Source organism: Paenibacillus sp. J22P90 (assembly GCF_059692195.1).
The window spans coordinates 411,884-437,967 of sequence record NZ_JCAUAY010000003.1; the positions used below are offsets into that span (position 1 = coordinate 411,884).

Sequence of the window (26,084 nt, forward strand, 5' to 3'; positions counted from 1 at the left end):
GGATGGCAGATGCATAAAGACACCAAAGCGGAGCGCATCAAGCGCATGCAAATTCCCGCTGTAGACGTTCCACAAGAGCTTGCAGGTCGAATTCCACCAGGCCAGGCGGTTACGGAACGCTTCCCCATTTTGCATGAGGGCGAAGTACCGAACTATGATATGGCGGCGTGGTCGCTGCGCGTTTTCGGACAAGTTGCCGAAGAAAAAACGTTCAGCTACGACGACATACTTGCCCTGCCTCGCACGCAAATCCAGTGCGATATTCACTGTGTGACCCGTTGGTCCAAACTGGATACGGTATGGGAAGGCGTGCGCTTCAGAGATTTCCTTCAACTAATCGATGTAAAACCCGAAGGAAAATATGTCATGATTCATGCCGACAATGACTATGAAACGAACGTGCCGCTTGCTGATCTGATGGGCGATGACATCCTGTTGGCTTTTGCTTATGATGGACAACCGCTTACGTTAAAGCATGGCTGGCCGCTTCGTCTTGTCGTCCCTCATCTCTATTTCTGGAAAAGCGCCAAATGGATTCGCGGCATCGAGTTCATGATGGAAGACCGTGAAGGCTTCTGGGAACGTAATGGCTTCCATAATGTCGCAGATCCGTTCCAAGAACAACGCTTCTCCGGCGAAGCCATTCCAATCCCAGAAGATGAATGGGTCAGAAAGGAGTTCGATTAAGTTGTTTTTACCTATTTTACAAGTGAATTCGGAAGACTTAACTCCATATGCCATCGTGTGTGGTGACCCGTTCCGTGCCGAAGCTATCTCACGCAAGCTGGACAACGCACGCGAGCTTTCCTTCAGCCGCGAATATCGGACATTCGTTGGCGAAAAGAATGGCGTACCTATCACCGTTGTCAGTCATGGTGTCGGGTCGCCTGGCGCGGCAGTTTGCTTTGAGGAGCTCATCAAAGGCGGCGTCAAGACGCTGATTCGCGTGGGCACTGCTGGCTCTTACTCAGCGGATGTCCCGCCAGGTAGCCTCGTTGTAAGCACAGCAGCGGTACGCGAGGAAGGCTTAACTCGCCAGCTCGTGCCGCACGGCTTCCCTGCGGTAGCTGATCACACCGTTACCCGCGCGCTGTATGAAGCGGCTTCTGAAACGGACGGAATCGTGAAGCAAGGGATTACCGTGACGTTGGACGCTTTCTTCCAAGGCGTCGAGGAATTCCCGCATCGTAAATACAAGCAAGCTGGCGCATTAGCCGTTGAAATGGAAATTGCCGCGCTCTTCGTCATCGCATCGCTTCGCGGTGTGCGCGCTGGCGCGATCGTCGCCCTAGACGGCTACGCAGACGCTGATCTGCGGGAAGTGTACAATCCGCATACGGATGTCGTATCTGGCGCTATTGAGCGGGAGATTGATGCTGCGATTCGTGCGATTGTGAAGCTGCAGACGTAAGGCAAGTAGCGATAGCCTAGCTAACTATTCAGTTAGCAGCGCCACCGTATCGCAACCACCTGCCGTACACCCCATCTTGGGCTGTGAAATGCAAAAAGGCATCTTTTTTCTAACAAATTAACGATTTTAAAAGAAATTGATGCGAAAAGGCATCAATTTCTTTGTTTTCAGCCCTATTTAGACCTTTTCAGCCGAAAAGATTGCACTTTCGCATTTATTAATCACACTTAAGTTACTTCCTCTGAAAAAGATGTACTTTTACATTTTTACCACCAATAAAGCGAGCACAGAAAAAACCTTCAACCCCACTTTCCCGTGGTGTTGAAGGTTTTTCGCTCTTATACGTTTAAGCCAACCATTGCTTAACTTTCGCTGAGAAGTTATTCAGCATCTCAATTGTGCCGAATTGGCAGCTGAAATCTTCGATACCGAGGTATCCGTCGTAGCCAACTGCTTTCAAATCGTTAAGCACTTGCTTCCAGTTCACGATACCCGCATCAATCGGTGCCCACTCGCTTCTCCACAGCTTGATGCCGTCTTGTTCCTCGCCTGTAAGCGTCCATGCAGCGTTTTTGACATGTACGTGTGCAAGGTAAGGTCCGAGCAATTCAAGGCCCATACGGTGGTTCTCGAAGCCCTCATGCACCATGTTGCCTGCATCGTGAAGTACGCCAATGTTGTCTGGGTTGAAACCAGACACAAGTCGATGAGCCAAACCAGCACTCGCAGTAATCGTGTTGTGATGCGTCTCAACTAGACCTTTTACCCCATATTGCTGGGAAAGCTCTTGGACATGGTGAAGGTAGTCCACTGCTTTAGCGAACAAATCATTATAGTTTTTGCTTTTATCGTAACCAGGCACGCCTACGCGGATGAACGGAACGCCAACTTTTTGAGCCGCTTTGAAAACATGCTCAGTTTCCGCTACATCACAGTTGTTCAAATAAGGTGTAATGCTCAGGTTCACAAGGTTTTCGTTAAGAGCTGCTTGCTTAAAACGCTCAAGTTCTGCATCAGAAGAAGCTGGATCGATCGAGCACAGATTGTTGCCCCAGAAGGAAGGCTTTTGTCCTACAGCGTCCGCAGGAATATCTTTGAAGCGCCACTCAATGCCAGTAATCCCGGCAGCAGCAGCTGCTTTAGCAAGCTCTTCAGGTGTTAGATCTGGTGTTGCGACAGTAAATACGGATAATTTCATATATAAGCCTCCTAAAAGTTTTTCGCTAGAAAAACTAGCATCGTAAGCATAAGCTTCAGTATAAGCAAGAATAGGTTGAATGTTTAACTCATCTATATTTTGCAGTATAATAAAAACGTATTCATTGCATTAATTGGGCAAAAGTTTGCTTATATTGACTAGGGCTCACATAGAGGAGATCTTCACATGCAGGAAATGTATAAAAATCTCAATCAGCTGTTGACCTTTCGACATGCTATAACCCATAATCCGGTTCCACTGGATTTTCATCAGCATCAAGACCAATATGAAATCTACTTCTTTCTCACAGGTGACGTTCACTATTTTATCGAAAAGCAAGTGTATCCCTTGCAGTATGGCGACCTGTTGATCATGCATAGCAATGAGCTTCATCGGCCTAATTTTCAATCGAAAAAACAGCGCTACGAAAATGTTGTGATTCATTTCAATCCAGCAATCCTAGAAAGCTTCAACTCTCCACAGTTCAACCTGTTGGACTGCTTCACGAATCGTGTGTTTGGTGAGCAAAATCGGATGAGACTGACGCCGCCACAAATTGACGACATTATGAAGCTCTACGATCGTATGGAGATGCATCGCCGTCCACAAGCACTGCCCGGATCAGAGATCCTGTACGTATCAACCTTTATCGAGCTGCTTGTTTTTATCAATCGGATCTTCCAGAATCAAGGCAAACAAGAAGAACAGGTCATGATGCCAGACAAGCTTTCCTCCCTATTCACCTACATTGATGAAAATCTGGATCAGGATCTCTCACTTGAGGTATTGGAGCAGGTCGTCTTCATGAACCGATCGTACTTGTGCCGTCTTTTCAAAAAACATACAGGCAGCACGATTCACGAGCACATCTTGTTCAAACGTATTGCCAGAGCCAAGCATCTGCTTCGCGAGGGCTCCACGGTCACTGACACGTGCCAGCTCGCAGGCTTTAATGACTATTCAAATTTCATCCGCACATTTAAAAAGGCTGTCGGCCTTCCGCCGCGGCAGTACCAGTCGCAGCAGCGACGGGTTTGATTCAGATAATGAAAAATCCCAACCCATCCATAGGAGTTGATCCGCTTGTCACAAACTCAGATTGAATCCGCTCAAGGACTCGCCCTAGTTGCCAGAATCCGCGATTTTTGCACGAAACTTCCAGAAGTAGAAGAAAAGGTAGATGGCTTTGGCCATACTACCTTTCGTGTCAAAGACAAACCATTTGTTTTTATGGGCGAAACAGATGGCCAAATCTCAACATCACTCAAAACAAACCTTACTACACAGGAGTTCCTCTTAGGTCAGGAGGGTACCGCGTACGAGAAGACGCCTTATATCGGCCGTCATGGCTGGGTTAGTATTCAGAACGTTGACCTTGTGCCTTGGTCCGAAATTCAAGATTTAATCGTAGAAGGATATGCCCGGACCGCACCTAAGAAGCTTGTTCAACAGCTAAAAAATACAATTTCATAAACTTGACTGCAACATAAAAAAGGTTGCCCACGTCTATAACGACGATGGACAACCTTTTTCTATAGAACAGAAAACTTATTTCAGGTTCTCTGGGTTCAAGACTAGAAGCTCAGGCAGTACGAACATGCCGTCCTTACGAATCAACACATCATCAAACCAAATTTCGCCGCCGCCATACTCAGGACGTTGGATGTTCACCATATCCCAGTGCAGCGAGGATTTGTTGCCGTTGTAGGCATCATCATAGCAATTCCCTGGTGTGAAGTGGAAGCTGCCGTCGATTTTCTCATCGAACAGAATGTCCTTCATCGGGTGCTTGATATAAGGATTCACGCCGATAGCAAATTCCCCAACATAGCGTGCACCTTCATCCATGTCAAAAATTTCGTTGATGCGATCCGTATCATTCGCTGTCGCTTTAACGATTTTTCCGTTTTCGAAATGCAGCACAACGTTCTCGAAAATAAAGCCATCATGCGGTGACGGTGTGTTGTAGGAAATGACGCCGTTCACGGAATCACGCACAGGAGCGGAATACACTTCGCCATCTGGAATGTTCAGCTCTCCATCGCATTTCACGCCGCCGATGCCTTTGATCGAAAACGTCAAATCCGTACCAGGGCCGACAAGACGCACTTTGTCCGTGCGGTCCATAAGCTCTTTCAACGGATCCATCGCTTTGGACATTTTGCCATAATCCATCGTACATACATTGAAATAGAAATCCTCGAACGCATCTGTACTCATGCTAGCAAGCTGCGCCATGGAAGCCGTTGGGTAGCGAAGAACGACCCATCTCGTATCCTTAATACGGACATCGAAATGAACCTGTTGATAGTACACCGAGTTGTACAACTTCATCCGATCCGCCGGAATATCCGACAGCTCATAAATGTTCGCGCCGCCGCGTACGCCTATGTAACCTTGCATTTGTTTCATTTGGAACGCATCTGCGTCCGCCCACGTTTGCATTTGCGCTTCTGTGCCATTCATAACAAGTTCGCGAATCACAGCGTGATCCCGCAGGTTTACAAAAGGATGCGCACCAGCAGCATGCACCTTCTTCACAATTTCTTTCACCAGCGCGGAATCGATTCCGTACGCTTCAATTAGAATGTTTTCGCCAGCTTTCGCTTTTACGGAATAATTCACTAGTACGTCTGCAAGCTTAGTTAGTCTAGGATCCAACATGAATTATCTCTCCTCTTCAGTCGCGGATTCGGTGACGTTTTCGATGGGGTCAAAGCCCCTTTCATGCGTCTGAAAGCCGACCGTCGTCAAATAGAACCATTCCCCATTTTCTTCCTGCTCGGCATCCAGCTCATAAATAAGGGCGCGGAATTTACTTATCCATTCGGCAAATTTCGCTTTGCTCATTTTTGCTTCAACCTGCGTCATGATAATCGGCCACTGGGAACGGTCGGGCGATGGAATTTGAAACGCCTCTTCCGGCGCATGAATCGCTCTGTTTCTAGCATGTCCAAGTACACTTAATGTACGTTCACGGTAATAATTTTCTACCTCTGAAACATACGGAAGCAAGTTCTCGCCAGGTACAAAACCACGTGCAACAGCACGATAAAATTTTTGTACAATACCATTCTTAAGCTCCGTACGAACAACAAAAATCAAATTATGACGCTCAAGCTCATTCAAATGATAATGCACCTTTGCGCGCGCCATCCCTAACAGTTTAGCCAACTGCTGGCCGGTATAAGCTTTCTCTATGAGATAAAGCAGTACTCTAGCGCGAAGTGGATCACTGATAGTTTTGAGTTGTTCAAGTTCTTCAATGATATAAACAGGTTGCAGTTTCATCGTGGATCCGACCTCCCTCTCTAGTACCAAGGTAAACGTATATGCCAACACTAGAACGAGTATATAATCTCGAAAAAGCCTTGCGACATGCGCTGCTTGGTCTACTTTTAATCTCTTATGAGATTAATTAAACGACGGTCAAATCTTTTTAACCGTATCATAATGCTAAACAGAATCGATGTCAATTGCCGTTTTGAGTACCCAATGAATCAGTTCGAGCCCTTTTTCCATGCGACATTTCACCGCTTTAAAGGATTACCGAAATTAAGCTTTCTACTATGGTAGCAAAAAGGGACGTTTCTGTCACCCAAAAAGGTAGAAACGTCTCTATTAAAATAAAAAGTTAGTCTGAAATAGCCATTTCATCTAACAAAATATGATATTTGTCATTCGTTATCCTAGGACCGGAGTGAGGGATGGGTGCCCGGCTGAAACTTGGGCGTATCATCTATCAATTACGCAAAACCCACAATTTCAGCTAACAAATAATGAATTTTGTCATTCGTTATTCTAGGTTGTGAGGGCGGATAGGATTGCTTCGGCTGATACTCGGGCATATTCATCTTTCAATTATTTAAAACCCACAATTTCAACTAACAAATAATGATTTTTGTCATTCGTTAACATGAGCGTGGAGTGAGAGATGGTAAGAAGCTACTTGCCAAGCTGCGCGCGCAACGCCGCAGCAGCTTCCCTCGGTGAGCGCGCGCCGGAGATCGCGCTCACGACCGCCACGCCGTCCGCGCCCGCGCGGATGACGGCGCCTGCATTGGTGGCATCGATGCCCCCGATGCCCACAATAGGCAGCTGGATGCCGCCTGCGCGCATCCGCACAATGCCGGCAGGCCCCTGGACCTCACGCGCATCGAGCTTCGTGCGCGTGGCGTACTGGGGGCCTACGCCAAGATAGTCGGCTCCTTCGGCCAGCGCCGACTGGGCTTCGCCCAAATCGTGGGCCGATACGCCCACGATCATGTTCGGCAGCCGCTTCCGCACGGCGGCGGCTGGGGCATCGTCTTGGCCGATGTGGATCCCATCGGCCTCCAGCTCTAGAGCTAGCCGTTCATCATCGTTGACGATGAACGGAATCGCGCGCTGCGCGCAAAGGCTGCGCAGCCGTGCGCCGAGCGCGAGCAGCTCCGGCCCCTGCAGGGCGCCGGGGCCCTTCTCGCGCAGCTGAAACATCGTGATGCCGCCGTCGATGGCGGCTTCCAGCACTTCGTACGGATCAGCCCCGCCACAGTTTGGACTGCCCATCACTAAATACAAACGCAGCGCTTCGCGCAGCTGCACTTCATTAAAGTTCATAGCACACCTCGCGCAGCTTCTTGGAGCTCAGCAGCCCGAACACCCTGCTGATACGCCCAATGATTCGTCGGACCATGTCCGCTTCCGATATGTAACGGCTCCGAAATCGCCGCGTGGATGAAGCTTTTCGCCAGCTGCAAGGACGCCTTCGTCTTGTGTCCTTGCGCTAATCCCGACGTCAGAGCAGCGGCAAATGTGCAGCCTGTTCCATGCGTGTGCGGGGTGACTAACCTTTTGGATGTAAATTCCGTAAAAGAAGATCCATCATACAGTAAGTCCGTCGCCTGCTCCGTATTGGCCTCATGTCCGCCTTTGATCATCACATGCTTACAGCCGTAAGCATGGATGCGTATCGCTGCCTGCTTCCGCGTATCCCCATCTGTAATCCGCATTCCGCTTAGCGTCTCCGCTTCGGGGATATTTGGTGTTACAACATCTGCGAGCGGCAGCAGTTCCTGAATCATCGCGTCAATCGCCTCTTGCTGCAAAAGCGAAGCCCCACCCTTAGCAATCATCACGGGGTCTACAACGATTTGCTTCCAGCCGTATTGCTTAATCGCCGCAGCCACAACGCGAATAATCTCGCCGCTGAACAGCATCCCCGTTTTCAACGCATCCGGTCGTAAATCTTCCCCAATAGACGCTAATTGGCGTTCGATCGCTTCCGCGCTCATCGGGTAAACGCCTTGCACACCCATCGTATTCTGCGCCGTCACTGCCGTAATCACGGACATGCCGTACACGCCTAGCTCTTGAAATGTTTTCAGATCCGCCTGTATACCTGCACCACCGCCGCTGTCTGAGCCAGCAATCGTCAATGCTTTATAAATCGCCATGGTACTCCCCCTTTGCCTTACACCCGGCTCAACCCATCCATCGGACTGCTCGCCGACGCGTAACGCTTCTTGGGAATGCGCCCCGCTTCAAAGCCTGCGCGTCCCGCTTCAATCGCGAGCTTCATGGCGTAAGCCATTTTGACCGGATCCTTCGCACCCGATACGGCCGTGTTCAGCAGCACACCGTCTGCGCCCATTTCCATCGCCAACGCTGCATCGGAAGGTGCACCAATCCCTGCATCCACGATAACCGGAACCGTCGCTTGCTCGATGATGAAGCTCAGGTTCAGCGGGTTAATAATCCCTTGACCTGTACCGATCGGTGATGCGCCTGGCATAATTGCATGTACGCCGAGGGCTTGCAGACGTTTGGCCAACAACACATCATCCGATGTATAAGGAAGTACAATAAAGCCTTCCTCTAACAGCATTTCGGAAGCTTTCAGCGTTTCAACTGGATCAGGCAGCAGGGTCATTTCATCGCCGATGACCTCGACTTTGATCATGTCGCACAAGCCTGATGCTTTCGCTAAACGCGCGATGCGAACGGCTTCTTCGGCTGTTTTGGCACCAGCGGTATTCGGCAGCAACGTGAAATTCGACGTATCCAGCATCGACAAGAAATTGGGCTGACTCGCCTCAAAAATATTCATCCGTCGCACCGCAAACGTCAAAATTTGCGACTCGCTGATATCCACCGCTTGTTTTTGAATCTGAAAATCTGGGAACTTCCCCGTACCTAGCAGCAAACGTGAACGAAACTCATATGGACCGATTTTTAACATGTGATTATCCTCCTCCAACGAAATGAACGATCTCAATTTTGTGACCATCTGCCAACTCAGCGCCAGCGTGATCCTCTTTATGTAAAATGGCTGCGTTATGCTCAACCACGAGCATTTTGTCGCTTAAATCGAAGTGCGCGAGCAGCTCCACAACGGTCCGAATTGTATCGGGTACATCTACCTGCTGACCATTAATGTGCAGTTTCAATACTTATCAATTCCTTTCCTGTAGCTGAAAAAATGTCATGATCCCGATGACGCGCGGACTCTGGCGACAGATCAGGGCTGAAGGCATTCAGCCAAGGAGCTATCGCTTGTATCCCCTGTTCGCCTGCGCCATCTCCGCCTAAAATCCAATCTGCCATCACCTTACCAGTGATGGGACTCAGCAAAATCCCGTTGCGATAATGCCCGCACGCTGTATACAAGCCTTCCATCGTCGGCACCTTGCCGATGTAGGGCAGTCCGTCTGCGGTCTGCGGGCGCAGCCCCGACCAAGCCTTCTCCCACTCGGCGTCGCCGAGCGCGGGCATCAGTCCCCTCGCGCGCTCCATTAGCTCGGCTAAACCCGAGAGCGACACCTTGCGGTCGTAGCTGTGGGGCACAACCGTCGCGCCGACCACCAGCCGTCCGCCGGCTTTCGGGACGATATAGCACCCTGGCGAGAACAGGGTTTTCTTCAATACAGGCTTCGGCGTCCTCACGGAGAAGCACTCGCCTTTCACCGGATACATCGGCAAGTCGATGCCGATGCCAGCCAGCAGCTGACCGCTCCACGTGCCTGCGGCAACGACGACGTGGTCGCTGTAGAGCGGACCGGCGGCCGTCTGCACGCCGATGACGCGCTCCTTCGCGGTCAGCAGCCCTTGCACCTGGGCGAACGGTTGCACCTTCGCCCCCAGCACTTGCGCTGCCTGCGCGAAGGCCGCCGCCAGCAAAGGCGCATCCACCTGCCCATCACCCGGCAGGTACAACGCTCCGCGCGTAGCTCCGCTCAGCGCGGGCTCTATGGCCGTGGCTTCAGCGGCGCTGAGCCACTGGGCCTGCTCGCCTGCGGCGCGCTGGAGCTTCTCCCGCGCGCGCAGCTCTTCCTCTTGAACGTCGCTGAGCGCGACGTTCAGCAGCCCCTCACGGACGAGACCGATGTCGATGCCCGTGAGTTCTCGCAGTTCCCCGCTTAGCTCGGGGAACATAGATCTACTCAATCGCGCCCACTGAAACAGGGCGCCGGTGTCTTCCATCTCAGACTGCGCGCCGAGCATGCCCGCTGCCGCAGCTGAGGCTTCCGTACTCAGCTGGCTTCGTTCAAGCAGCGTGACGGATTGCCCTCTTTTAGCCAAGTAATAGGCAATCGAAGTACCGATAACACCGCCGCCAACGATGATGACTTCTGATCTTGCTGCTGACATTTAACTCACCTCTATCTGCCGAAGCTCATTGTAATAGGCCTGAACGGCTCCGAGAGGATCCGCTGCTTCCCATATTCCGCTCATCACTGCGACGCCAGCTGCTCCGGTATCCAGTACAGACCTAACTCTCGCAGGCGTCATGCCACCAATCGCAATCACTGGAATGTTAACGTGATTAACTAAATCCCGTAATTGTTCTAAGCCTCTGGGAGGCGCTCCCTGCTTCGAGTTTGTCGCAAAAATATGACCGAACATGACATAGTCGGCGCCCTCTTTTTCCCGACATTTTGCCTCATCTGCCTGATGAACAGAAACGCCGATGCGCCCAATCCCCCGGCATAGCTCATCCTGAATTACTAGCGCTGGCGTCGAGCCTGGCAGCTGCAGCCCGCCGGTTTGTAAGGCTAGCGCAATGGAAGGAAAACCGTTGACATACAAGCTTTTAGCTGGAATCCCTTGCTCCAACAAGTACTGCACACCGATAAACACTTCGTCCAAGGACTTCGTTTTCTCGCGAATATGAATGGCCGTGACATACGGATGAATCTGTGCCGCAACCTTTGCTATCTCTGACCATGTAAGCTTCCCACCCGATATGACATGCAGCTCTTTCTCTAACATCGAAGGATGATCGACTCCTCTCTACCTGACGTTGCCCTTGAAACACAAAAAAACCACTTTCCTCCAGAAAGTGGTTGTAGGCTGCCGCATCATAAACAGATATTAAATCGGCTCCAAAGCTCGTTCCACTTTCCTCCGCTGGCATAAACCAGATCAGGTTCAAAGGGTTCAGTCTACACTGTCTCAGCCTCTCGGCGCCCCTAGGGATTCATTCGTATGCAATTACTCAATATCATAGCATGACAGTCAACTCTTGGAAATAAGTATTTTCCTGCTGAAACCATTTCCAAAACTTCCCGTATAGCATATCAGTCTATCTTATAATTGAAGGGGTGTTTTCCGTGGAACCATTTGTACTGCCAGAACCCGATCGACGAAGACCTTCCTCTCTTCCTCCTGGTTTAGTAACCAAAATCATTATCGGCCTCATTATCGTTCTTGTCCTCATCTTTGGTAAGTCCACCTTCTACACCGTGCAGGAGCATGAGAAAGCAGCCATTCTAACACTCGGCAAATACACAACTGAAAAAGAAGCCGGGCTGCACTTTAAACTCCCTTTTCCAATTCAACAAGTCATTGTTCTTCCTGCTAAAAAGACACAGCGTATCCAAATCGGCTTCCGTGAGGCCAATGGTAAAATCACTCCCGTCGAAGAAGAAGCAATGATGATTACGGGGGATGAAAACATTTTATCCGCTGATGCCGTTGTGGAATGGAATATCAGTGACATGCGCAACTACTTGTACAACATTGATAATGCCGAATTGTTTCTTCGCAACTCCGCGAGTGCAGCAATTCGTTCAGTAATCGGCGCTACAGCGCTCGACTTTGCCATCACAGAAGGAAAAACGGAGGTCCAAGGCAAGGTCAAAGAGCGATTGATTGAAATGCAGACGAAATATCAAACTGGTATCCATATCGTCGATTTGAAGTTCCAAGATATCGAGCCGCCAGCTGGCGATGTGCAGAATGCTTTTAAAGACGTTACGAATGCTCGCGAAGAGAAGAACACGAAGATTAACGTAGCGACGAAATACGAAAATGATATCCTTCCTCGGGAGCGCGGTAACGCTCAGGCACTTCTTGAGAATGCGGAAGCTCAGAAGAAATCACGGATTTTGAATGCGCAGGGGGATGTTGCGAAATTTAACGCCCTTTATGCGGAGTACGCCAATAATAAATCCGTCACAGAGAGCAGGCTTATCATCGAGACGTTAGAAAAAATATTGCCGAACGCGAAAATTTTCATCAGCGACAGCACCGGCGAAACGGTTAAATATTTACCGATCAATGAACTGCTGCGCACACCTGCTGCTGCAACGGGCACGACGCAAGGAGGGGCTGCGAAATGAGTATGCAACGTAAATGGATTTTCAGATCCATCCTTGGGGTAGTTCTCTTGTTTTTCTTCCTGATCTCCATCTTTATTGTAAAAGAAGGTCAATACCGCGTCGTGCTCAAATTCGGTGAGGCCGTTCGGATCCAAACCGAGCCTGGCATTCATTTTAAAATACCTTTCATCGAATCCGTACGCACGCTTCCTAAATACCAGATGGTGTATGACAGCAAGCCTACTTCTATCCTTACGAAAGATAAAAAGCCGATCGAAGTCGACAACTATACGGTATGGCGGATCGACGACGCGCAGCAATTCCTGCGTACGATTCAATCGATCACAGGCGGGGAAGAGCGGATTGATGCCGCTGTGTACAACACCGTTAGGCGGAAATTATCGGAAATCAATTACAGTGATATCATTAGCGAAAATACGCAGCGTGGTAATCTGAACGATGAAATTACGAAGGAAGTTTCGGAGTTGATGGAGCGCGATAACTACGGTATTCAAATCGTCGATGTGCGCATCAAGCGCACGGATCTGCCGGATTCCAACAAGCAAAGCGTGTACAAACGGATGATCTCCGACCGCCAATCCATTGCGGCGAAGTACTTGTCCGAGGGCGATGAGGAGTCCAAGAAAATCACTTCCAAGGCCGACAGACAGGCAAGCGAGTTGATCGCACAAGCTCAAGCGGATGCGAAGAAAATCGTGGCTGAAGGCGAGCAAGAGGCGGCTAAAATTTACAACACGGCTTACGGCAAGGACCCTGCCTTTTACAATTTCTACCGTACCTTGGATAGTTACTTGGTGTCGTTTAAAGGGGAGCCTGTCATCATGCTGCCTATCGATTCTCCGTACACGAAAATTTTACTTGGTAAATAATTTAGGTGTATTTAAGAGCATGTCATCTTCGGATGGCGTGCTTTTTTTTGTTTATGACGTTAACGATTGTCCAATCGACTCTTATCTTCTGTTTATTGATCTGCTACAATTGAAAAATCATCATCACATCGGCTTACATATGCACTTGTTCTGAGCTATTTACGAAAGGAATGGTCACCTAGATGCTGCCTCAGTTGAATCGTCAATTAGAAAAAATCATGCCGCTCATCACGCCTATTAGTGTTCTTATCGGGGTTCTGCTCGGAAGCCACTTATCGGGATTCACCTATTTATCACCGTGGTTGTTTGCTTTCATGACCTTCTCGGGGAGTATCGCCTCCAGCTTTCGAGAATTCATCAAGGTTGTCGTACAACCACTGCCGCTGCTTACGACTTTATTCATTCTACATGTCGGGATGCCGCTAATTGCGCTCGGTCTCGGGCATGTGGTTTATAGTCATGAACCGTTGACGATTACCGGACTTATTTTGGCCGCAGCCATTCCAACGGGGATAACTAGCTTCGTGTGGGTCGCGATTTATCGCGGCAATATCGTACTGACGCTTTCGATCATCCTGATGGATACGATTCTCTCGCCTTTCGTCGTGCCCTATACGCTCTCTGTGTTAGTCGGCACCAAAGTGCAGCTCGATACGTTCGCGATGATGAAAGGATTATTCTTCATGATCGTCGTTCCTTCTCTCATCGGGATGGGGCTGAATCAATGGACGCGAGGAAAAATTAAGGAGCAATGGGGCGGCCGTTTAGGGCCTTTTTCTAAAATTTTCATGGGCATCGTCGTTGCCATTAATAGCTCCGTCATTGCGCCCTATTTGCGTGATTTCAACGCTAAATTGTTGGGATTAGCCGCTTTTGTGCTCATCGTAGCCTCGCTGGGCTACATGCTCGGTTGGCTCGTTGCGAGATTGTTCCGCTGGGAACAAGATGTCGTGGTTGCCCTTACTTTTAACAGTGGTATGCGCAATATTAGTGCGGGCGCGGTACTAGCCGTAGCTTATTTCCCGCCGCCCGTGGCGATTCCAGTCGTGCTTGGCATGCTGTTTCAGCAGTCGCTCGCATCCCTCTTTGGCTTTCTGCTTAATCGGAAATATGCGTTGAAAAGTGACACGCCAAGCTTAACTGTTAATGGTGTTAAACAAATGTAACTGCTATGTTTGGGAGAATGATTGCTCAGTCGTCTTCATAATGTCATTCAATTTATCACTTAGCGCACCTAATAAATCCGCTAACTGCGACGTTTTGCAAATGAGCTGATCCTGCTGATCAGTCCGCTTGCTGACGGATTTCACGTTCTTCGCCAGCTGTGTAGAAAGGTGCGAAATTTCCTCCATCGTCACGCTGAATTGCTGTGTGCTTGCGGAAACCTGCTGGGATGCTCCGTTAATATCTCGCATTTGTACGGCAATAGAATGAACAGCTTTGGCTATATGTTCAAAAGCATGCCCTGCTGCAACAACAGCGTCATTTCCGTGCTCGAAGGTCACAATAACCCGATCCATAGAAGCGATGGATGCCTCATTATTCGATTGCACATCTTGAATGAGATCAGCGATCTGTTTGGCAGAGGAACTCGTCTGCTCGGCAAGCTTCCGGACTTCACTGGCTACGACGGTGAAGCCTTTGCCATGCTCTCCAGCACGCGCAGCCTCAATGGCAGCATTCAGCGCCAGCAGGTTCGTACGTGAAGCGATATCTGTAATCAAGTTAACGATTTGGTTAATTTCTTCCGAGCGTTCGCCAAGTACTTTCACCTTTTCGGCAGTCGTATGTATCGTGTTATTCATCGATTGCATTTGGTGGACAGCCAATTGGATCAGTTGATTCCCTCTTTCCGCTTCCTGCGCGGCTTGGTTAGAAATTTCGGATACATTGGACGAATTCTCTGCGATGAGTGATGTATCTTTTAACATTTCAGTTACAGCCGTTCTGCTCACTTCTACCCCTTGCTCTTGATGGATTGCCGCTTGCTCAACTTTTTGCATCGTTTGAACGACTTCAGATGTTAAGCGATTCAATTCGGAGGATTGCACCGAAAGTCCATTGGAATTCATCCTTACTTCCTGCGAAGTATCAAAAAGTCGACCGATGATGTCTTTCACGGTTTGCTGCATTTTATCGTTTTGAGCGGATTCGAAGGCTTTAGTTGCCATTCGGCCTGAGACGATTTGGTAAATGACTGCTCCAATAAAGAGAATCACGAACACTAAGTGAATGGTAACCATTGAAAACGCATACACTTTTGCCCCATATACCAGTTCTGGAAAGAAGAGATAGCCTAACAGATGCTGTGCGGCAAATAACACGGTGCTGAACAAGAGTAGTTTAATGTTGTCATAATACATCAGAATGGCCAACACCATGAAAATTGAAAAATGGTACTCAACCATACCTTGCCCCCCAGCAATAATGGAGAAGCTGCAAAAAGTGAGTGATAATGTATGTAGGAATGGCAGCCAAGCATGATCTTTGTGGAACATGTAGACAATGAAACTGAGACTAACAAGGGCAATAGGCAACCAAAATAACCATTGAAACAGGAACGATGATGTGGGAGAAGATGCTGTCAGTGCGTCATGATGCATGGATCCATGTGTAAAGCTTGATAGGCCATGTACGAGTAAAGCCAAGATCAGTGTTCCGATAACGATGAATTGCATGACACGTTTTTTTGCTCTCATGACAAGCTTCCCCCTAGAAAATGGTTGTTGATTTGTTACACAAAAAAAGACCACCCCGAATTAAGGATGATCCCTTCAAACTCGGCAACCTGTCAACCGTAGCATACAAATAGGTATGCGTTAGGCCATGGCTTTGCGTCTCATTGTTTCCAATGATTTGCCCTTTTCTATTAGGTTCGTTTTTCCAATAAAAACCTTACATCAATCACTCTCTGTTACTTTAGTCACATTACTTAAGTCACATATCCTATTGCTTATTATAGGTAGCAAACAAATTTGTGTACATAGCGATATTTGTAAAATTTTGTCGATTGTCAAAAATTTTGACCGCAATGAAAAAGACCACTCAGCGAATCGCTGGCAGTCTATAAATAACCTTTTTACTTTGAAAGACGGGTAAAGATCACATAGGAATACAGAACAGGTATTAAGGAACTGATGAGTATTGCCGCTATAAAGATGATGATGGCGATTGAGGGCATTACAAATGCAGCAATAAACGAAATCACTCCGCCCACCATCATCAGCGGACCGCCCAAACGATGTGTTTTTCTCCAAATTTCTTCATTGGCGAGCGTCCATGGTGTCCGTATGCCAAACGTATAGTTGGGCTTCACTTGCGTTAAAAAATTGCCCATCACGGTAAACAGCGCGCCTATCAAGATCATGGTGATTTTCTGGAAATCAAGGCTATACCCTAAGTTAAAGAAAATGATCGCCCAACCTACGACAGCTAAAAGGATGCTAACCCCGAACCGCGTCACCTCAAATGCCGCAGGAAATTTCTCGTAATTCGCTTTCTTTGGATCAACATTTCTCAATACCCGCATGAATAGCGGCAGCAAACCCAGCAGCACCAGCATGAGAAGCGACATTTCTTTGCTCATCGTACCGTTCACTTCATTATTCAGGTCAAAGTGGCTCGCCATCGTATCCGGAAGACGACTGTACAACACTAAGCCACCTATCGCTGGGGAAAGGCTAACCACATATAATAAAATCTCCTTCCATTTTTTCATGATTGTTCCTCCTCATCTTTTTTGTTAAGTATGTTAAACATCCATCCGATGACGTCTTCAACAACTGTGGTGTGCAAGGTATACATGATATGTTGCCCCTGACGTTCATCAAGTACAAGTCCCGCCTGTTTAAGCAGGTTCAAATGGTGCGAAATGCTTGGCTTACTAATCTTAAAATGATCAGCAATATCACCAGCATTCATACTCTTTTCTCGCAGCAGCTGTAAAATTTCACGACGAGTTGGGTCCGCTAGCGCTTTAAATGCCTCATTCAAATGGGTTTCCTCCTTATTTAGATATTTATCTAAATATATAATAAATTGTACGTTCTATTTTGCAACCTGTCAATTGGCAAGTGCCCTAATTCGTTTTGGCTATTAGACGATGTAGGTTTATAATAGAAAAATCATACTCATATCTCGCCTTTAGTCAGGATGAATCCACATGAACGATAAAATTGTAATGCCCGTTTGGACAATAGGCTTATTCATTGTTGTCATGAATACGACGATGTTCAACGTCTCGATTCCAAGTATTATTCAAGATCTCAGTATAACGGCCGATCTCGGATCATGGGTCATCTCCAGCTATTCCATTGGCTATGCTTTATCAACCGTCCTATACAGTAGACTTTCCGACGTGCTCCCGATTCGCAAGCTCCTAGCCGTGGGGCTTATTGTGCTTGGGCTTTCCTCTGTATTTGGACTATTCGCGCACGAATTCCATACCTTGCTGGCGGCTCGTATTCTACAGTCCGCAGGCGCAGGTGTAATGGCCGGCCTTGGGCTGGTACTTGCCAGCCGCTATATCCCGATTGAACGGCGAGGCTCGGCGATCGCGATGATATCCGCGGGGAGCGCAATGGCGTTCGGGCTAGGTCCGATCGTCGGCGGCTTAATCAGCGAATATTGGGGATGGAATGGGTTGTTCACAATTACCTGCTTGGTCTTAGTCATTCTCCCTATTCTGTTGCGTTTGCTCCCCAAGGAGCAGCCTGTACCATTCCAGTTTGACATGCTGGGGGCGCTATTGACGGTCGTTAATGCCGCGACCTTATTACTTGCTGTCACACAAATTTCTGGCGTATGGCTTGCCATTAGCGCCATCTCCTTTGGTGTGCATGCTTGGCACCTGCGGCGATCAAAAGACACATTCATCAACCCCGCCTTGCTGGCGAATCCAGCTTATCGGAAGCTTGTCGTGATCGGGTTCTGTATTTTGGTTTTGAACCTTGGCAACTTGTTTCTGATGCCGCTCGTACTGGCCAAGGTGTTCAATCAGTCGCCGATGACCATCGGTCTAACGATTGCGCCGGGTGCGATCCTCTCCGCGTTCCTGACCCGCTTCGTTGGCCGTTGGATCGATCGCTTCGGCAATATGCGTTTTTTGCTGATCGGACACGGGTTTCTATCCATTGTGATGATTGCATTCTCGACGCTGCTTGGCACTTCGCCGTTGGTCATTCTGATCGGCTATCTTTGTTTCTCTCCTGCATTTTCCGCAACAATTGCGTCGTTGAATAATGAAACATCACGGATCCTGCCGAAGCACCTCATCGGCTCTGGTATGGGATTGATGCAGTTGATCCAGTTTTTCGGCGGATCGATGTCGGTCGCGATCTGCGGCATTCTCCTTGAAATCCAACGGAATACGTCGCTCCTTCATTCGTATAAGCATGTGTACGGTTTGCTTGTCGTGGTTGGGCTTTGTTCGTTGGGGATGCTTATGTGGTACAGACTGACAGGGGTTCGGGTTGTTGAAGTGCAACGATAGAATGAAATGAAAAAGGGACCCTCCAGCCATGAATGAACATGGCGAGGGTCCTCTTTTGCATGGGGCTGTGATGGCTGAAAAAGTGCAAAAAGGCAACCTTTTCTAGTGGATGGACCACTCTATCAAAAATACGTGCAAATAGGCAACTATTTCCGCCGCCACACCCCTTCTGAGCACTTTTCGCTCCAAAAGGTTGCACTTTCACTCTTATGCCTCCGTTCCTCTGTTTTTCCTGAAAATAAGTGCCTTCTAGCACCTTTGACTACTGACGTGGTCACTTCAAACATAAAATGATTGGTTTTACCCATTGGGTCACGCATCATAAACAGCATCACGCAACTTCTCATCCATTTTATAGTAAAACATACTAAAGGTTTGAAATGATGCAGTGAGGAGTGACACACCATGTGGAAAAGAATATTCGCCATCGGACTTTGCGGCTTAGGATTACAACTAGGTATGTGGGCCACTTCAGGATACGCCTATGAATATGAAGATACACCAACAGAAGTCGCGGATGGCATTGATATTCCTAAAAAGCTAACCCTACTGGAAGACATCCCTTATTATGCGATTCCGAATGCGCTGCTGAATAAAGCGGAAGGGTCCATCTCACCCCAAACCGTTGATGTCATTGAAGCGGAAACCCACTGGTCTGGGGCATGGAATTGGTGGAAAATACATACCGATATCGGAGATCGGTGGATTAAGACCGCTCCGTGGCAAATCGAGGTGCCTCCTCCTCCTTCAATAACCCTGATGACTGAGACACCCATCTATGCGAAACCGTCGGAAAACATAAAACCCTCAGCAGCTCTTTCGCCGCAAGCAGTCATTGTCGTTGACGCAGAAAAAGCTTGGTTCAGAAACAGCTCGGGTGCAAGCGAAGAGTACAATCCGAAAAGGTGGCTTAAAATCCACACAACTTGGCTGGGGGATCAATGGGTTCATTTGAATCTAAATCAGATTGGTACCTTTCATCCGGCAGATCAAATGAGTTATTTTTCAAATTATTACTATAACCTTAAGCCTCAATTCGATTATCAAACGTATAAGACAGACGGAACTCTTTCCAAGCAGTTTGCTCGTGTAACCGGTCAATTTCGTACTATGCTCGGAACTTTTTATCAAGTTGAAACAGCCGATGGCGTAAAATGGACATTTGGCGGCGGACAGCCGATCACACCTGAAACGAAGACGATTCTTCGAACACAGCCAAGTGCCTTGTATACGTATCCTTCCTCGCAATATGAGGATGAGCCGAAGTTCATCGTTAATGGCGACTTGACTGCCTTTGAAAAAACGTATAACGAGTACATCACGAACTATGGTTATGATGGAGATTGGTATCACGTTCGTACCGCGCAGGGTGAAGGCTGGTTTAATCCTAAGTTTGCTGAACCTGAAGAGGCTGTAAACGAGACCGCAACGATACAGCTTAACGCGCAAGCCACCTATCTTTTCCGATATCCAAACTCAGGAATTATACTCAATCATGGGGTGCTCGGCGCACAAACTCTCCATCCAGTAGCAGCTTGGACCGACCCGAATGGTATTCGTTGGTTCCAGATTAACTCTTTTGTAGGTAAAGCTTGGATTCGTCTTGAGCCTCAGCAGAATGACCAGCTTTTACTGAAAGACCGCGCTTCGGATATGCAAATTAAAGAGAACTACTCTTATCAAGGGGGATATCATAAAAAAGATGGCATCTATTCTCTCGATAATGAGACTATAGGGTACGAGATACAAGGCGAGCCCTTCTTCTTTAGCTCTTTCATAGCCAAACAGTATGAGTACAACTTAACAGGTCCCGATCTACAAGGCTGGTGGACGTTGACGAACACGTCTGGCTATTCCTTTCAGATTAAATCTGGCGAGTTTCAGGCTAGCACACACTGGAAGGGTAACCTCGCGAATATTCTCACACTCACTGCACCACCCGCTGCTTCTGAGAATGAAGGTGCTCCTCTACTGAGTCTAGCCGATATAAGGACATTATTAGGTGCCACCACAATAACGTCGATAGATAATGAGCAAGTGGAGTTCAACGCTCGTCAATATGATGTTTCAGCTTTTCAACAGCTGCCCACAAGTGCAGATGGGAACCATCTCCTCTTCTCCGGTCTTGTGTACGAAGCCTCCTTTTACTATAGCAGTATCGCTACCCATGCCGTGTCTCAAAATTTACAAATTACCGTTGCAGATCGTGATACTGGCGGACTCTCCAGCAAGACGAATGCTTCGACAACAACATTTCTCTACAAATTGAATGATTACACAGAGCTTTATGACATTTCACTCGATCACCCCCTTAAGCCGGGGATGAATCATTTAACCGTCACCTACAAGGTTGGCGAACGAATCATTTTCCAGCGTGATTGGGATGTCTCTGGTCCCGCACAAAAATAAGCAGGTTGCCTCGGCAACCTGCTTTATCTTTTTACCGCTGCCGCCATTCTCGTTTCAGCATGCCATACACAATAAGGTCGATATAATGATCATATAACCACGCGGCATCCCTTATTTGCCCTTCTTTCGTAAACTCTAATTTCTCAGGGATCGCTTGGCTTTTGAAGTTGGCTTCTCCACATCGAATTTCAACGCGGTTCAATCCAAGCTCGTTAAACGAATAATCAACAAACCATTGACAGGCTCGCGTTATTAAGCCATGACCTTGGAAGCCTTCCCCTAACCAGTAGCCCAAGCTGGCACAGTGATTAGCCCAATTAATCGGGTGGTATCCGATGCAGCCGGCCAACTCCCCTTTGAACCAAATGCCCGCAGTAAAGCCATTGTTAGCCGCCTCTTGATTTTGACAATGCTGGATAAAAGCTCTGGAATGATCACTATTCTGCGTCGCATCCACCCATGGCAACCATTCTCTCAGGTAATCCCGACAGCTGTCCGTGAGTGCAAATAGAGCTTCCGCATCCTTCGGTTCCAGTGATTTGAGTGTAAGGTCAGCGTCGATTGCTATGCGCATTGTGTTTCCCCCTCTAATAATTAAATGGATAATCTACAGTTAAATTCCATCAAATCAACCGCATTTCTGACACCGGATGGAAAAACTCCAGCTAATTCATCCGAATTCCATATACTTAGCCTCTGGAGCGGAAATTAACTGTACAAAATCCAGCTAGTTCAAAAAAACTATCGATTTTGCTCCAAATAGATGGAGAAAATCCAGTAAGATTACCCAAGAGCCTTCGAAAAAAGCCGCGCCCCCTTGAGGACGCAGCTTTCTCCACACGACCCTATTCAAAAGCTGGAATAGCCTCTGTATATGATTCTTCCGGTCTACCGCTCGTATATGTAATTTTTCGGCCAGCCATGTCAACGATGTAATAATCAACACCGGCCTTCGCCATGTCTTTCAGGAAATCCGCATAAGGCGTAAGATGCTTCTGATGATGCTGGAGGCCTCTGACTACCTCGTCACCTCGGAAGGTCTCCGCGATTTCCGACTTCTCCGCCATGCATGAATTCATATCTTCATAGCGCTCATCTTGAGCACCACCCATATAAACCGTAAAGTTATCCGCAACTTCGGTTCGATATGAAGCGACACCTGCATCCACCAATGCCTGAAACGTGCGCGGGTAGGGCCACCGTTCACTTTTAGATACTTCACTAATTCGTTTTACTTCGTCAATATTCATTGTCGCGCTCCTTTCAATGGCTAGTATGTCCAAGGCTACCTGTCCTCTCCTAAGTATACATTAAAGTGCCGCCAACAAGCGCTGCCGTTCCTCTGAGCCTACGAATTGCATCAGGTGCGCGAGCACTTTCTTCTGCTCTGGGTTCAATCTAGCAAATACCTTGGGCTCCGCGTGACACAGCTCACGAATAGCGGCTTCTAGCTCGTCGCGGCGGCTTGCTGCTTCAGGATCACCTGCAAATGTCGGAAATGCCTTAGCTTCCGCAAATTCCTTGATGACGACGTCAGACAATTTCCGCAAATATGGCTGTCTTTTCTCACTAATAAACGTACCCAGCTCATCTAAAAGAAATTGAAAAGCATCGCTTTTTCGACTTGCACCGAATGTAAATGACTGTTGTCCACTCAGATCTTCACAGCTAAAATCAAACTGATCAAATAGCTTACTCTGAATATAGACACTATGGTAAAAGGCATCGCCTTTATTGTTAAACGTTGTTGGCTGTTTATGCTGCTCTTTCCGCTTCGAGTCGATAAAATACAGCTTCGAATATTCATGGTTCATCCGTTCCGACCAACGAATATATGTAATGCGAAATTTCGTTTGGGACATCGGATGAACGGAGGTAAAGGTCTCCTTTTCTGCGATTAAGCTAGCGTAATCCAAGGGGACACCGTCAATACGTATCGTATACGGCTTGTCCGCGTGAAGTTCCAAGAACCATCCAAATTCTCTGCTCAAAAATGCCAGAAAGTCCTCAACTACGAACTCCTTGATGATATGGTTAAATGTGACGATCGTCCCTCTGTTCTTGTCTGTTACCTCCGGCTTTGACACCTGATAGGCATCCAAGCGTTTCGCTTGAATGTTGATGTTGTACGTATTTTTGAGTAGGAGACCATCTTCATAGGTGGTTTGCCAAATAGCCTCGGAAGCGAAATGATGAAACGTCAAGCGGCCTATCCCATTTTTCCCATGCATGGCTGAGGTCGTTCTGCCCCGGTTATCTGGGTCCACGCTCTTCTCGGATTCATAGAAAGGTGTAAATTTGCCCTCTAAATCTTTCAACTTAATGCCATAGCCGTTGTCTGCGATCACGATTTGATCTACGCCGTCTAGTATGTTTTTATGAAGGGTTATGTCTATATACGTAGCCTCAGCGTCGAAACCGTTCCAAATATATTCGGCAACAGCTTGCAAATAATCAAATCTCTTCAGCGCTTTTTCGATACCTTTAGAGGATATTCGTATGTTATTCATGGCGATCAACCCTTTCTTCATAGTAGTCAGCTCATACTCATACACTTATCATATGGCATAAAGCTCGTTTCGTATGTCGATTGGTGTCCGCCTGCAACAAGTGTTTTTCGACAAAAAAACTGACACCTCAGTGTCAGTTTCCAAATTTCAATTCAGCTATCGCTTTCTTGTACTTATCAATTCGATCATAGTCTTGACGAGTTGGTTGTTCAATGCGACTGAGATCACAATTATCTTCCAAGTCCAGGAGCTTTACAACCGAGGCTAATGGATTCACTTTGATTCGCTTAATAAATCCTTCGTACGATTCATCAGGCCTTCTCGTAAGGCAATCTAGCGCCTCAAGGATAGATAGACTAAAGCCTTCTTTTTTCAAATCAAATAAGGTAAGATCCGAGTCCTCCACCACATCATGTAAAACAGCAACAATGGACTGTTCCGTTGATTTGGCCCTGCTCGCTAGACGAATCGGATGCAAAATGTAGGGGCTGCCCCCTTTGTCTACCTGACCATCATGCGCTTTAGCCGCTAGTAGGATGGCTTTCGTTAATGTACTCACGGATGTCACCCTCTCACATGTTCGTGAAATCGCTTTTTCACCATTTATAGCATAACTCTCGGTTTTTGCATATGGTTAATACGACATAGCTAGAGGTCCTTCACCATGAGCCAGACAGCATTGGGTTGGTTCTCTTCCTTTTCTAAGAGGCGTAAGCCGCATTTCTCATATAAACGGAGCGCAGGCAGGTTCGTGGGCGCGACACGCAGTTGATATGTTTTAACCCCATAGGTTTCAAAAAAATGTTCCGCATATGCGACTAGCTGTCGTCCGTAGCCTTTGCCCCGATAAGCAGGAATGAGGTAAAACAAGTTCGCATAGCCAATATAGCTGCCCTCATAGAGAACAATCTGAAGCTCCAATTGCCCGATAGGCTGTCCAGCTTCTTCAATCAACACGAGCCCATCTGGAAATCGTATGGCACGGTTTGCAAGCCTTCTGACGTATTCGTCTTCATCCCCGAAGCCTTCTTCACTTCCGAAGCTCACGACGTACGAATCTTTTCGAAAGGCGATGATGGTTTCTCGATCCTTCTCCACATCAATCGTTCTAAATTCCATTTGGCGCCTCCCTCATGGCATTTCATTCCACTAATTTTAAGCTGGCTTTCAGCATTTATTCGTTATTCTTTCATAATATCATCGTACAATGACGACGTGGACAAAAATAATAGGAGTGATACATACAAGTATGAATATGAAGAAACTAGCTGGCATATGCATCCTAGTCCCCATTCTACTGGCTGGATGCGGGAATCAATCTGACACCCAAACCACAGCTGCAGGCACCTCTCAACCTGGGCAGCAGACGGAGAAATCAGCAGGTAACGGCCAAGCGAACAACCAAGGTAACCGTCCCGCGATGGACCCAGCGAAGATGCAGCTCTTCAGCACGTTCCAAATGCTGACGATGATGGATAAATCGGATGGGCTCACCATCACGAAGGAGCAAGCGGTGGCCATGCTGCCTGTCGCTCAGGACATCGTCTCGAAGAATGAGCTAAGCGATGACAATAAAACGAAGCTGCTGGCTAAGCTGACAGATGCGCAAAAGACCTTCCTTACAGACGCAGAATCTCGCATGGCGAATCGCGGCAATGGCGGAAACGGCGGTCCAAACGGTGGTAAAAATGGGCAAGGTGGTCTTGGCAGAAACGGCCAAGGCCAAGGTCAAGGCAACCCGAATGGCGGCAAAGGGGATGCTCAGGCTCCAAATACTTCCGCTGCACCTAGTGCGAATGCTACCGATGGAACTGGCAACGGCCAACAAGGCGGCCAAAGACCGAATCGCGACGCCAATGGCGGTGGCCAAAACGGCGGAGGCGGCTTCGGTGGAGGCAATCGCCCTGCTGGCGGGCAAATGGGAGATGTTGGTAAGCAGTTTATTGAACTTCTGCAAACCAAGGTGAAATAAGTCGAATATTTCCGAGGAAATGATGAAAAATGAGAAAGACCTCCCATTCCACAAAACGTGGGGTCGGAGGTCTCTTCGCAGTTGCCATCTTATGATCTTAAAGACTGAATGACCTGCTCGGCATTCACTTCACCGCTGGCGACCAGCTCGATGTGCTCTGCAAACATATCACACATATAGACGAACAGAGTAAGGATTTCTAATACTTCATCACTATCAAACGTACGTGAAGCAGATAGGCTATACACATAGCGATAGTGGATCTCGCCTTCCTCATTCACCCCGAAGTGACCGATCGGCAAGCGTGTATTTAGTTCTAGTAAGAGCGCAGCTACACCTTCACGAGCACCTGGTTGAAGATGGAAAGGCAGTGTACTGTAGATTTGCAGCAGCTGAATTGCGACAATTTCTTCATCATTCAACGGTAAAAAACTAAAGTGAAGGAATCGATCTCGTCCCTTACTATCCTCTTGAAACCCTGCCATTAATACATGCAATGGAATCGCTTCGGATTTCTCTAATAGATTCGTGGCAAGCTCTGCCTCATCCAAAATCTCTTTCAATTGCCCTAATTGCGCCAAATGGCGCGCATGTGCAAGCTCTGTCAGCATATCTGATCAAT

28 protein-coding genes and 2 riboswitches are annotated in these 26,084 nt (G+C 47.8%); of the genes, 10 read left to right on the top strand and 18 right to left on the bottom strand.

The window, feature by feature from the left end; all coding sequences use genetic code 11:
* Positions 1–9 precede the first annotated feature (9 nt).
* Both AC58UX_RS12140 and AC58UX_RS12145 read left to right on the top strand, forming a co-directional pair.
* Positions 10–687: a sulfite oxidase-like oxidoreductase gene (locus AC58UX_RS12140; protein ID WP_497252846.1), complete on the top strand. Its 678-nt coding sequence runs from the start codon at positions 10–12 to the stop codon at positions 685–687.
* A 1-nt stretch (position 688) separates the two neighbouring features.
* Positions 689–1,411 (top strand): nucleoside phosphorylase, encoded by a 723-nt coding sequence (locus AC58UX_RS12145; protein ID WP_497252848.1) that lies wholly within the window; start codon positions 689–691, stop codon positions 1,409–1,411.
* 346 nt (positions 1,412–1,757) lie between these two features.
* Here the strand turns inward: AC58UX_RS12145 and AC58UX_RS12150 are convergent, their stop codons facing one another.
* A complete protein-coding gene (locus AC58UX_RS12150; RefSeq protein ID WP_497252850.1) occupies positions 1,758–2,609 on the bottom strand; it encodes a sugar phosphate isomerase/epimerase family protein in 852 nt (283 codons plus the stop codon).
* A 186-nt stretch (positions 2,610–2,795) separates the two neighbouring features.
* On the opposite strand from AC58UX_RS12150, the gene AC58UX_RS12155 reads away from it, so the two are divergent.
* Both AC58UX_RS12155 and AC58UX_RS12160 read left to right on the top strand, forming a co-directional pair.
* Positions 2,796–3,647: an AraC family transcriptional regulator gene (locus AC58UX_RS12155; protein WP_497252852.1), complete on the top strand. Its 852-nt coding sequence runs from the start codon at positions 2,796–2,798 to the stop codon at positions 3,645–3,647.
* Between the two features lie 39 nt (positions 3,648–3,686).
* Entirely contained in the window at positions 3,687–4,082 is a 396-nt protein-coding gene (locus tag AC58UX_RS12160; protein WP_497253646.1) for an MmcQ/YjbR family DNA-binding protein, read from the top strand.
* A 75-nt stretch (positions 4,083–4,157) separates the two neighbouring features.
* On the opposite strand, the gene AC58UX_RS12165 is transcribed toward AC58UX_RS12160, so the two are convergent.
* From AC58UX_RS12165 to AC58UX_RS12200, 8 genes are all read right to left on the bottom strand, one after another.
* A complete protein-coding gene (locus tag AC58UX_RS12165) occupies positions 4,158–5,273 on the bottom strand; it encodes an aminopeptidase (protein WP_497252854.1) in 1,116 nt (371 codons plus the stop codon).
* A gap of 3 nt (positions 5,274–5,276) precedes the next feature.
* On the bottom strand, positions 5,277–5,900 hold the full coding sequence (locus AC58UX_RS12170) for an ArsR/SmtB family transcription factor (protein ID WP_497252856.1): 624 nt from the start codon (positions 5,898–5,900) through the stop codon (positions 5,277–5,279).
* Positions 5,901–6,554: 654 nt separating this feature from the next.
* Complete coding sequence (gene thiE / locus AC58UX_RS12175) at positions 6,555–7,208, bottom strand: thiamine phosphate synthase (RefSeq protein WP_497252858.1); 654 nt, start codon at positions 7,206–7,208, stop codon at positions 6,555–6,557.
* Positions 7,205–8,044 carry a bifunctional hydroxymethylpyrimidine kinase/phosphomethylpyrimidine kinase gene (gene thiD, locus AC58UX_RS12180; protein ID WP_497252860.1) on the bottom strand — a complete coding sequence of 280 codons (840 nt, stop codon included), beginning with the start codon at positions 8,042–8,044 and terminating at the stop codon, positions 7,205–7,207. Before thiD ends, thiE begins: the two co-directional genes overlap by 4 nt.
* Before the next feature lie 17 nt (positions 8,045–8,061).
* Entirely contained in the window at positions 8,062–8,829 is a 768-nt protein-coding gene (locus tag AC58UX_RS12185) for a thiazole synthase (RefSeq protein ID WP_171632287.1), read from the bottom strand.
* Between the two features lie 4 nt (positions 8,830–8,833).
* Complete coding sequence (gene thiS, locus AC58UX_RS12190; protein ID WP_497252863.1) at positions 8,834–9,037, bottom strand: sulfur carrier protein ThiS; 204 nt, start codon at positions 9,035–9,037, stop codon at positions 8,834–8,836.
* Positions 9,021–10,238 (bottom strand): glycine oxidase ThiO, encoded by a 1,218-nt coding sequence (gene thiO / locus AC58UX_RS12195; protein ID WP_497252865.1) that lies wholly within the window; start codon positions 10,236–10,238, stop codon positions 9,021–9,023. Before thiO ends, thiS begins: the two co-directional genes overlap by 17 nt.
* The gene (locus AC58UX_RS12200) at positions 10,239–10,859 is read right to left on the bottom strand and encodes a thiamine phosphate synthase (protein ID WP_497252867.1); all 621 of its coding nucleotides are present in this window, start codon (positions 10,857–10,859) and stop codon (positions 10,239–10,241) included.
* Between the two features lie 113 nt (positions 10,860–10,972).
* Positions 10,973–11,071: riboswitch (TPP riboswitch) on the bottom strand.
* A gap of 129 nt (positions 11,072–11,200) precedes the next feature.
* On the opposite strand from AC58UX_RS12200, the gene hflK reads away from it, so the two are divergent.
* The 3 genes from hflK (at position 11,201) to AC58UX_RS12215 (ending at position 14,246) form a co-directional block, all read left to right on the top strand.
* The gene (hflK, locus tag AC58UX_RS12205; RefSeq protein WP_497252869.1) at positions 11,201–12,211 is read left to right on the top strand and encodes an FtsH protease activity modulator HflK; all 1,011 of its coding nucleotides are present in this window, start codon (positions 11,201–11,203) and stop codon (positions 12,209–12,211) included.
* Positions 12,208–13,080 (top strand): protease modulator HflC, encoded by an 873-nt coding sequence (hflC, locus tag AC58UX_RS12210; RefSeq protein ID WP_497252871.1) that lies wholly within the window; start codon positions 12,208–12,210, stop codon positions 13,078–13,080. The genes hflK and hflC overlap by 4 nt, the downstream gene beginning before the upstream one ends.
* Positions 13,081–13,262: 182 nt before the next feature.
* Positions 13,263–14,246 (top strand): bile acid:sodium symporter family protein, encoded by a 984-nt coding sequence (locus AC58UX_RS12215; protein WP_497252873.1) that lies wholly within the window; start codon positions 13,263–13,265, stop codon positions 14,244–14,246.
* A 3-nt stretch (positions 14,247–14,249) separates the two neighbouring features.
* On the opposite strand, the gene AC58UX_RS12220 is transcribed toward AC58UX_RS12215, so the two are convergent.
* From AC58UX_RS12220 to AC58UX_RS12230, 3 genes are all read right to left on the bottom strand, one after another.
* Complete coding sequence (locus tag AC58UX_RS12220; RefSeq protein WP_497252875.1) at positions 14,250–15,779, bottom strand: methyl-accepting chemotaxis protein; 1,530 nt, start codon at positions 15,777–15,779, stop codon at positions 14,250–14,252.
* A gap of 80 nt (positions 15,780–15,859) precedes the next feature.
* Positions 15,860–15,951, bottom strand: a riboswitch (cyclic di-GMP riboswitch).
* A 208-nt stretch (positions 15,952–16,159) separates the two neighbouring features.
* On the bottom strand, positions 16,160–16,798 hold the full coding sequence (locus AC58UX_RS12225; protein WP_497252877.1) for an SdpI family protein: 639 nt from the start codon (positions 16,796–16,798) through the stop codon (positions 16,160–16,162).
* Complete coding sequence (locus AC58UX_RS12230; protein ID WP_497252879.1) at positions 16,795–17,073, bottom strand: autorepressor SdpR family transcription factor; 279 nt, start codon at positions 17,071–17,073, stop codon at positions 16,795–16,797. The genes AC58UX_RS12225 and AC58UX_RS12230 overlap by 4 nt, the downstream gene beginning before the upstream one ends.
* A 169-nt stretch (positions 17,074–17,242) precedes the next feature.
* On the opposite strand from AC58UX_RS12230, the gene AC58UX_RS12235 reads away from it, so the two are divergent.
* Positions 17,243–18,571 (top strand): MFS transporter, encoded by a 1,329-nt coding sequence (locus tag AC58UX_RS12235; RefSeq protein ID WP_497252881.1) that lies wholly within the window; start codon positions 17,243–17,245, stop codon positions 18,569–18,571.
* A gap of 405 nt (positions 18,572–18,976) precedes the next feature.
* A complete protein-coding gene (locus tag AC58UX_RS12240; RefSeq protein ID WP_497252883.1) occupies positions 18,977–20,980 on the top strand; it encodes a hypothetical protein in 2,004 nt (667 codons plus the stop codon).
* 31 nt (positions 20,981–21,011) lie between these two features.
* On the opposite strand, the gene AC58UX_RS12245 is transcribed toward AC58UX_RS12240, so the two are convergent.
* From AC58UX_RS12245 to AC58UX_RS12265, 5 genes are all read right to left on the bottom strand, one after another.
* Positions 21,012–21,554 (bottom strand): GNAT family N-acetyltransferase, encoded by a 543-nt coding sequence (locus AC58UX_RS12245; protein WP_497252885.1) that lies wholly within the window; start codon positions 21,552–21,554, stop codon positions 21,012–21,014.
* Between the two features lie 271 nt (positions 21,555–21,825).
* The gene (locus tag AC58UX_RS12250) at positions 21,826–22,230 is read right to left on the bottom strand and encodes a DUF1398 family protein (RefSeq protein ID WP_497252887.1); all 405 of its coding nucleotides are present in this window, start codon (positions 22,228–22,230) and stop codon (positions 21,826–21,828) included.
* 60 nt (positions 22,231–22,290) lie between these two features.
* Positions 22,291–23,490 (bottom strand): ATP-binding protein, encoded by a 1,200-nt coding sequence (locus AC58UX_RS12255; RefSeq protein ID WP_497252889.1) that lies wholly within the window; start codon positions 23,488–23,490, stop codon positions 22,291–22,293.
* 133 nt (positions 23,491–23,623) lie between these two features.
* Entirely contained in the window at positions 23,624–24,049 is a 426-nt protein-coding gene (locus AC58UX_RS12260) for a GTP pyrophosphokinase (protein ID WP_497252891.1), read from the bottom strand.
* Positions 24,050–24,138: 89 nt separating this feature from the next.
* A complete protein-coding gene (locus tag AC58UX_RS12265; RefSeq protein WP_497252893.1) occupies positions 24,139–24,609 on the bottom strand; it encodes a GNAT family N-acetyltransferase in 471 nt (156 codons plus the stop codon).
* Between the two features lie 136 nt (positions 24,610–24,745).
* On the opposite strand from AC58UX_RS12265, the gene AC58UX_RS12270 reads away from it, so the two are divergent.
* Positions 24,746–25,462 carry a hypothetical protein gene (locus tag AC58UX_RS12270; RefSeq protein ID WP_497252895.1) on the top strand — a complete coding sequence of 239 codons (717 nt, stop codon included), beginning with the start codon at positions 24,746–24,748 and terminating at the stop codon, positions 25,460–25,462.
* Between the two features lie 89 nt (positions 25,463–25,551).
* Here the strand turns inward: AC58UX_RS12270 and AC58UX_RS12275 are convergent, their stop codons facing one another.
* Entirely contained in the window at positions 25,552–26,073 is a 522-nt protein-coding gene (locus tag AC58UX_RS12275; RefSeq protein WP_497252897.1) for a YbjN domain-containing protein, read from the bottom strand.
* Positions 26,074–26,084: the final 11 nt, after the last annotated feature.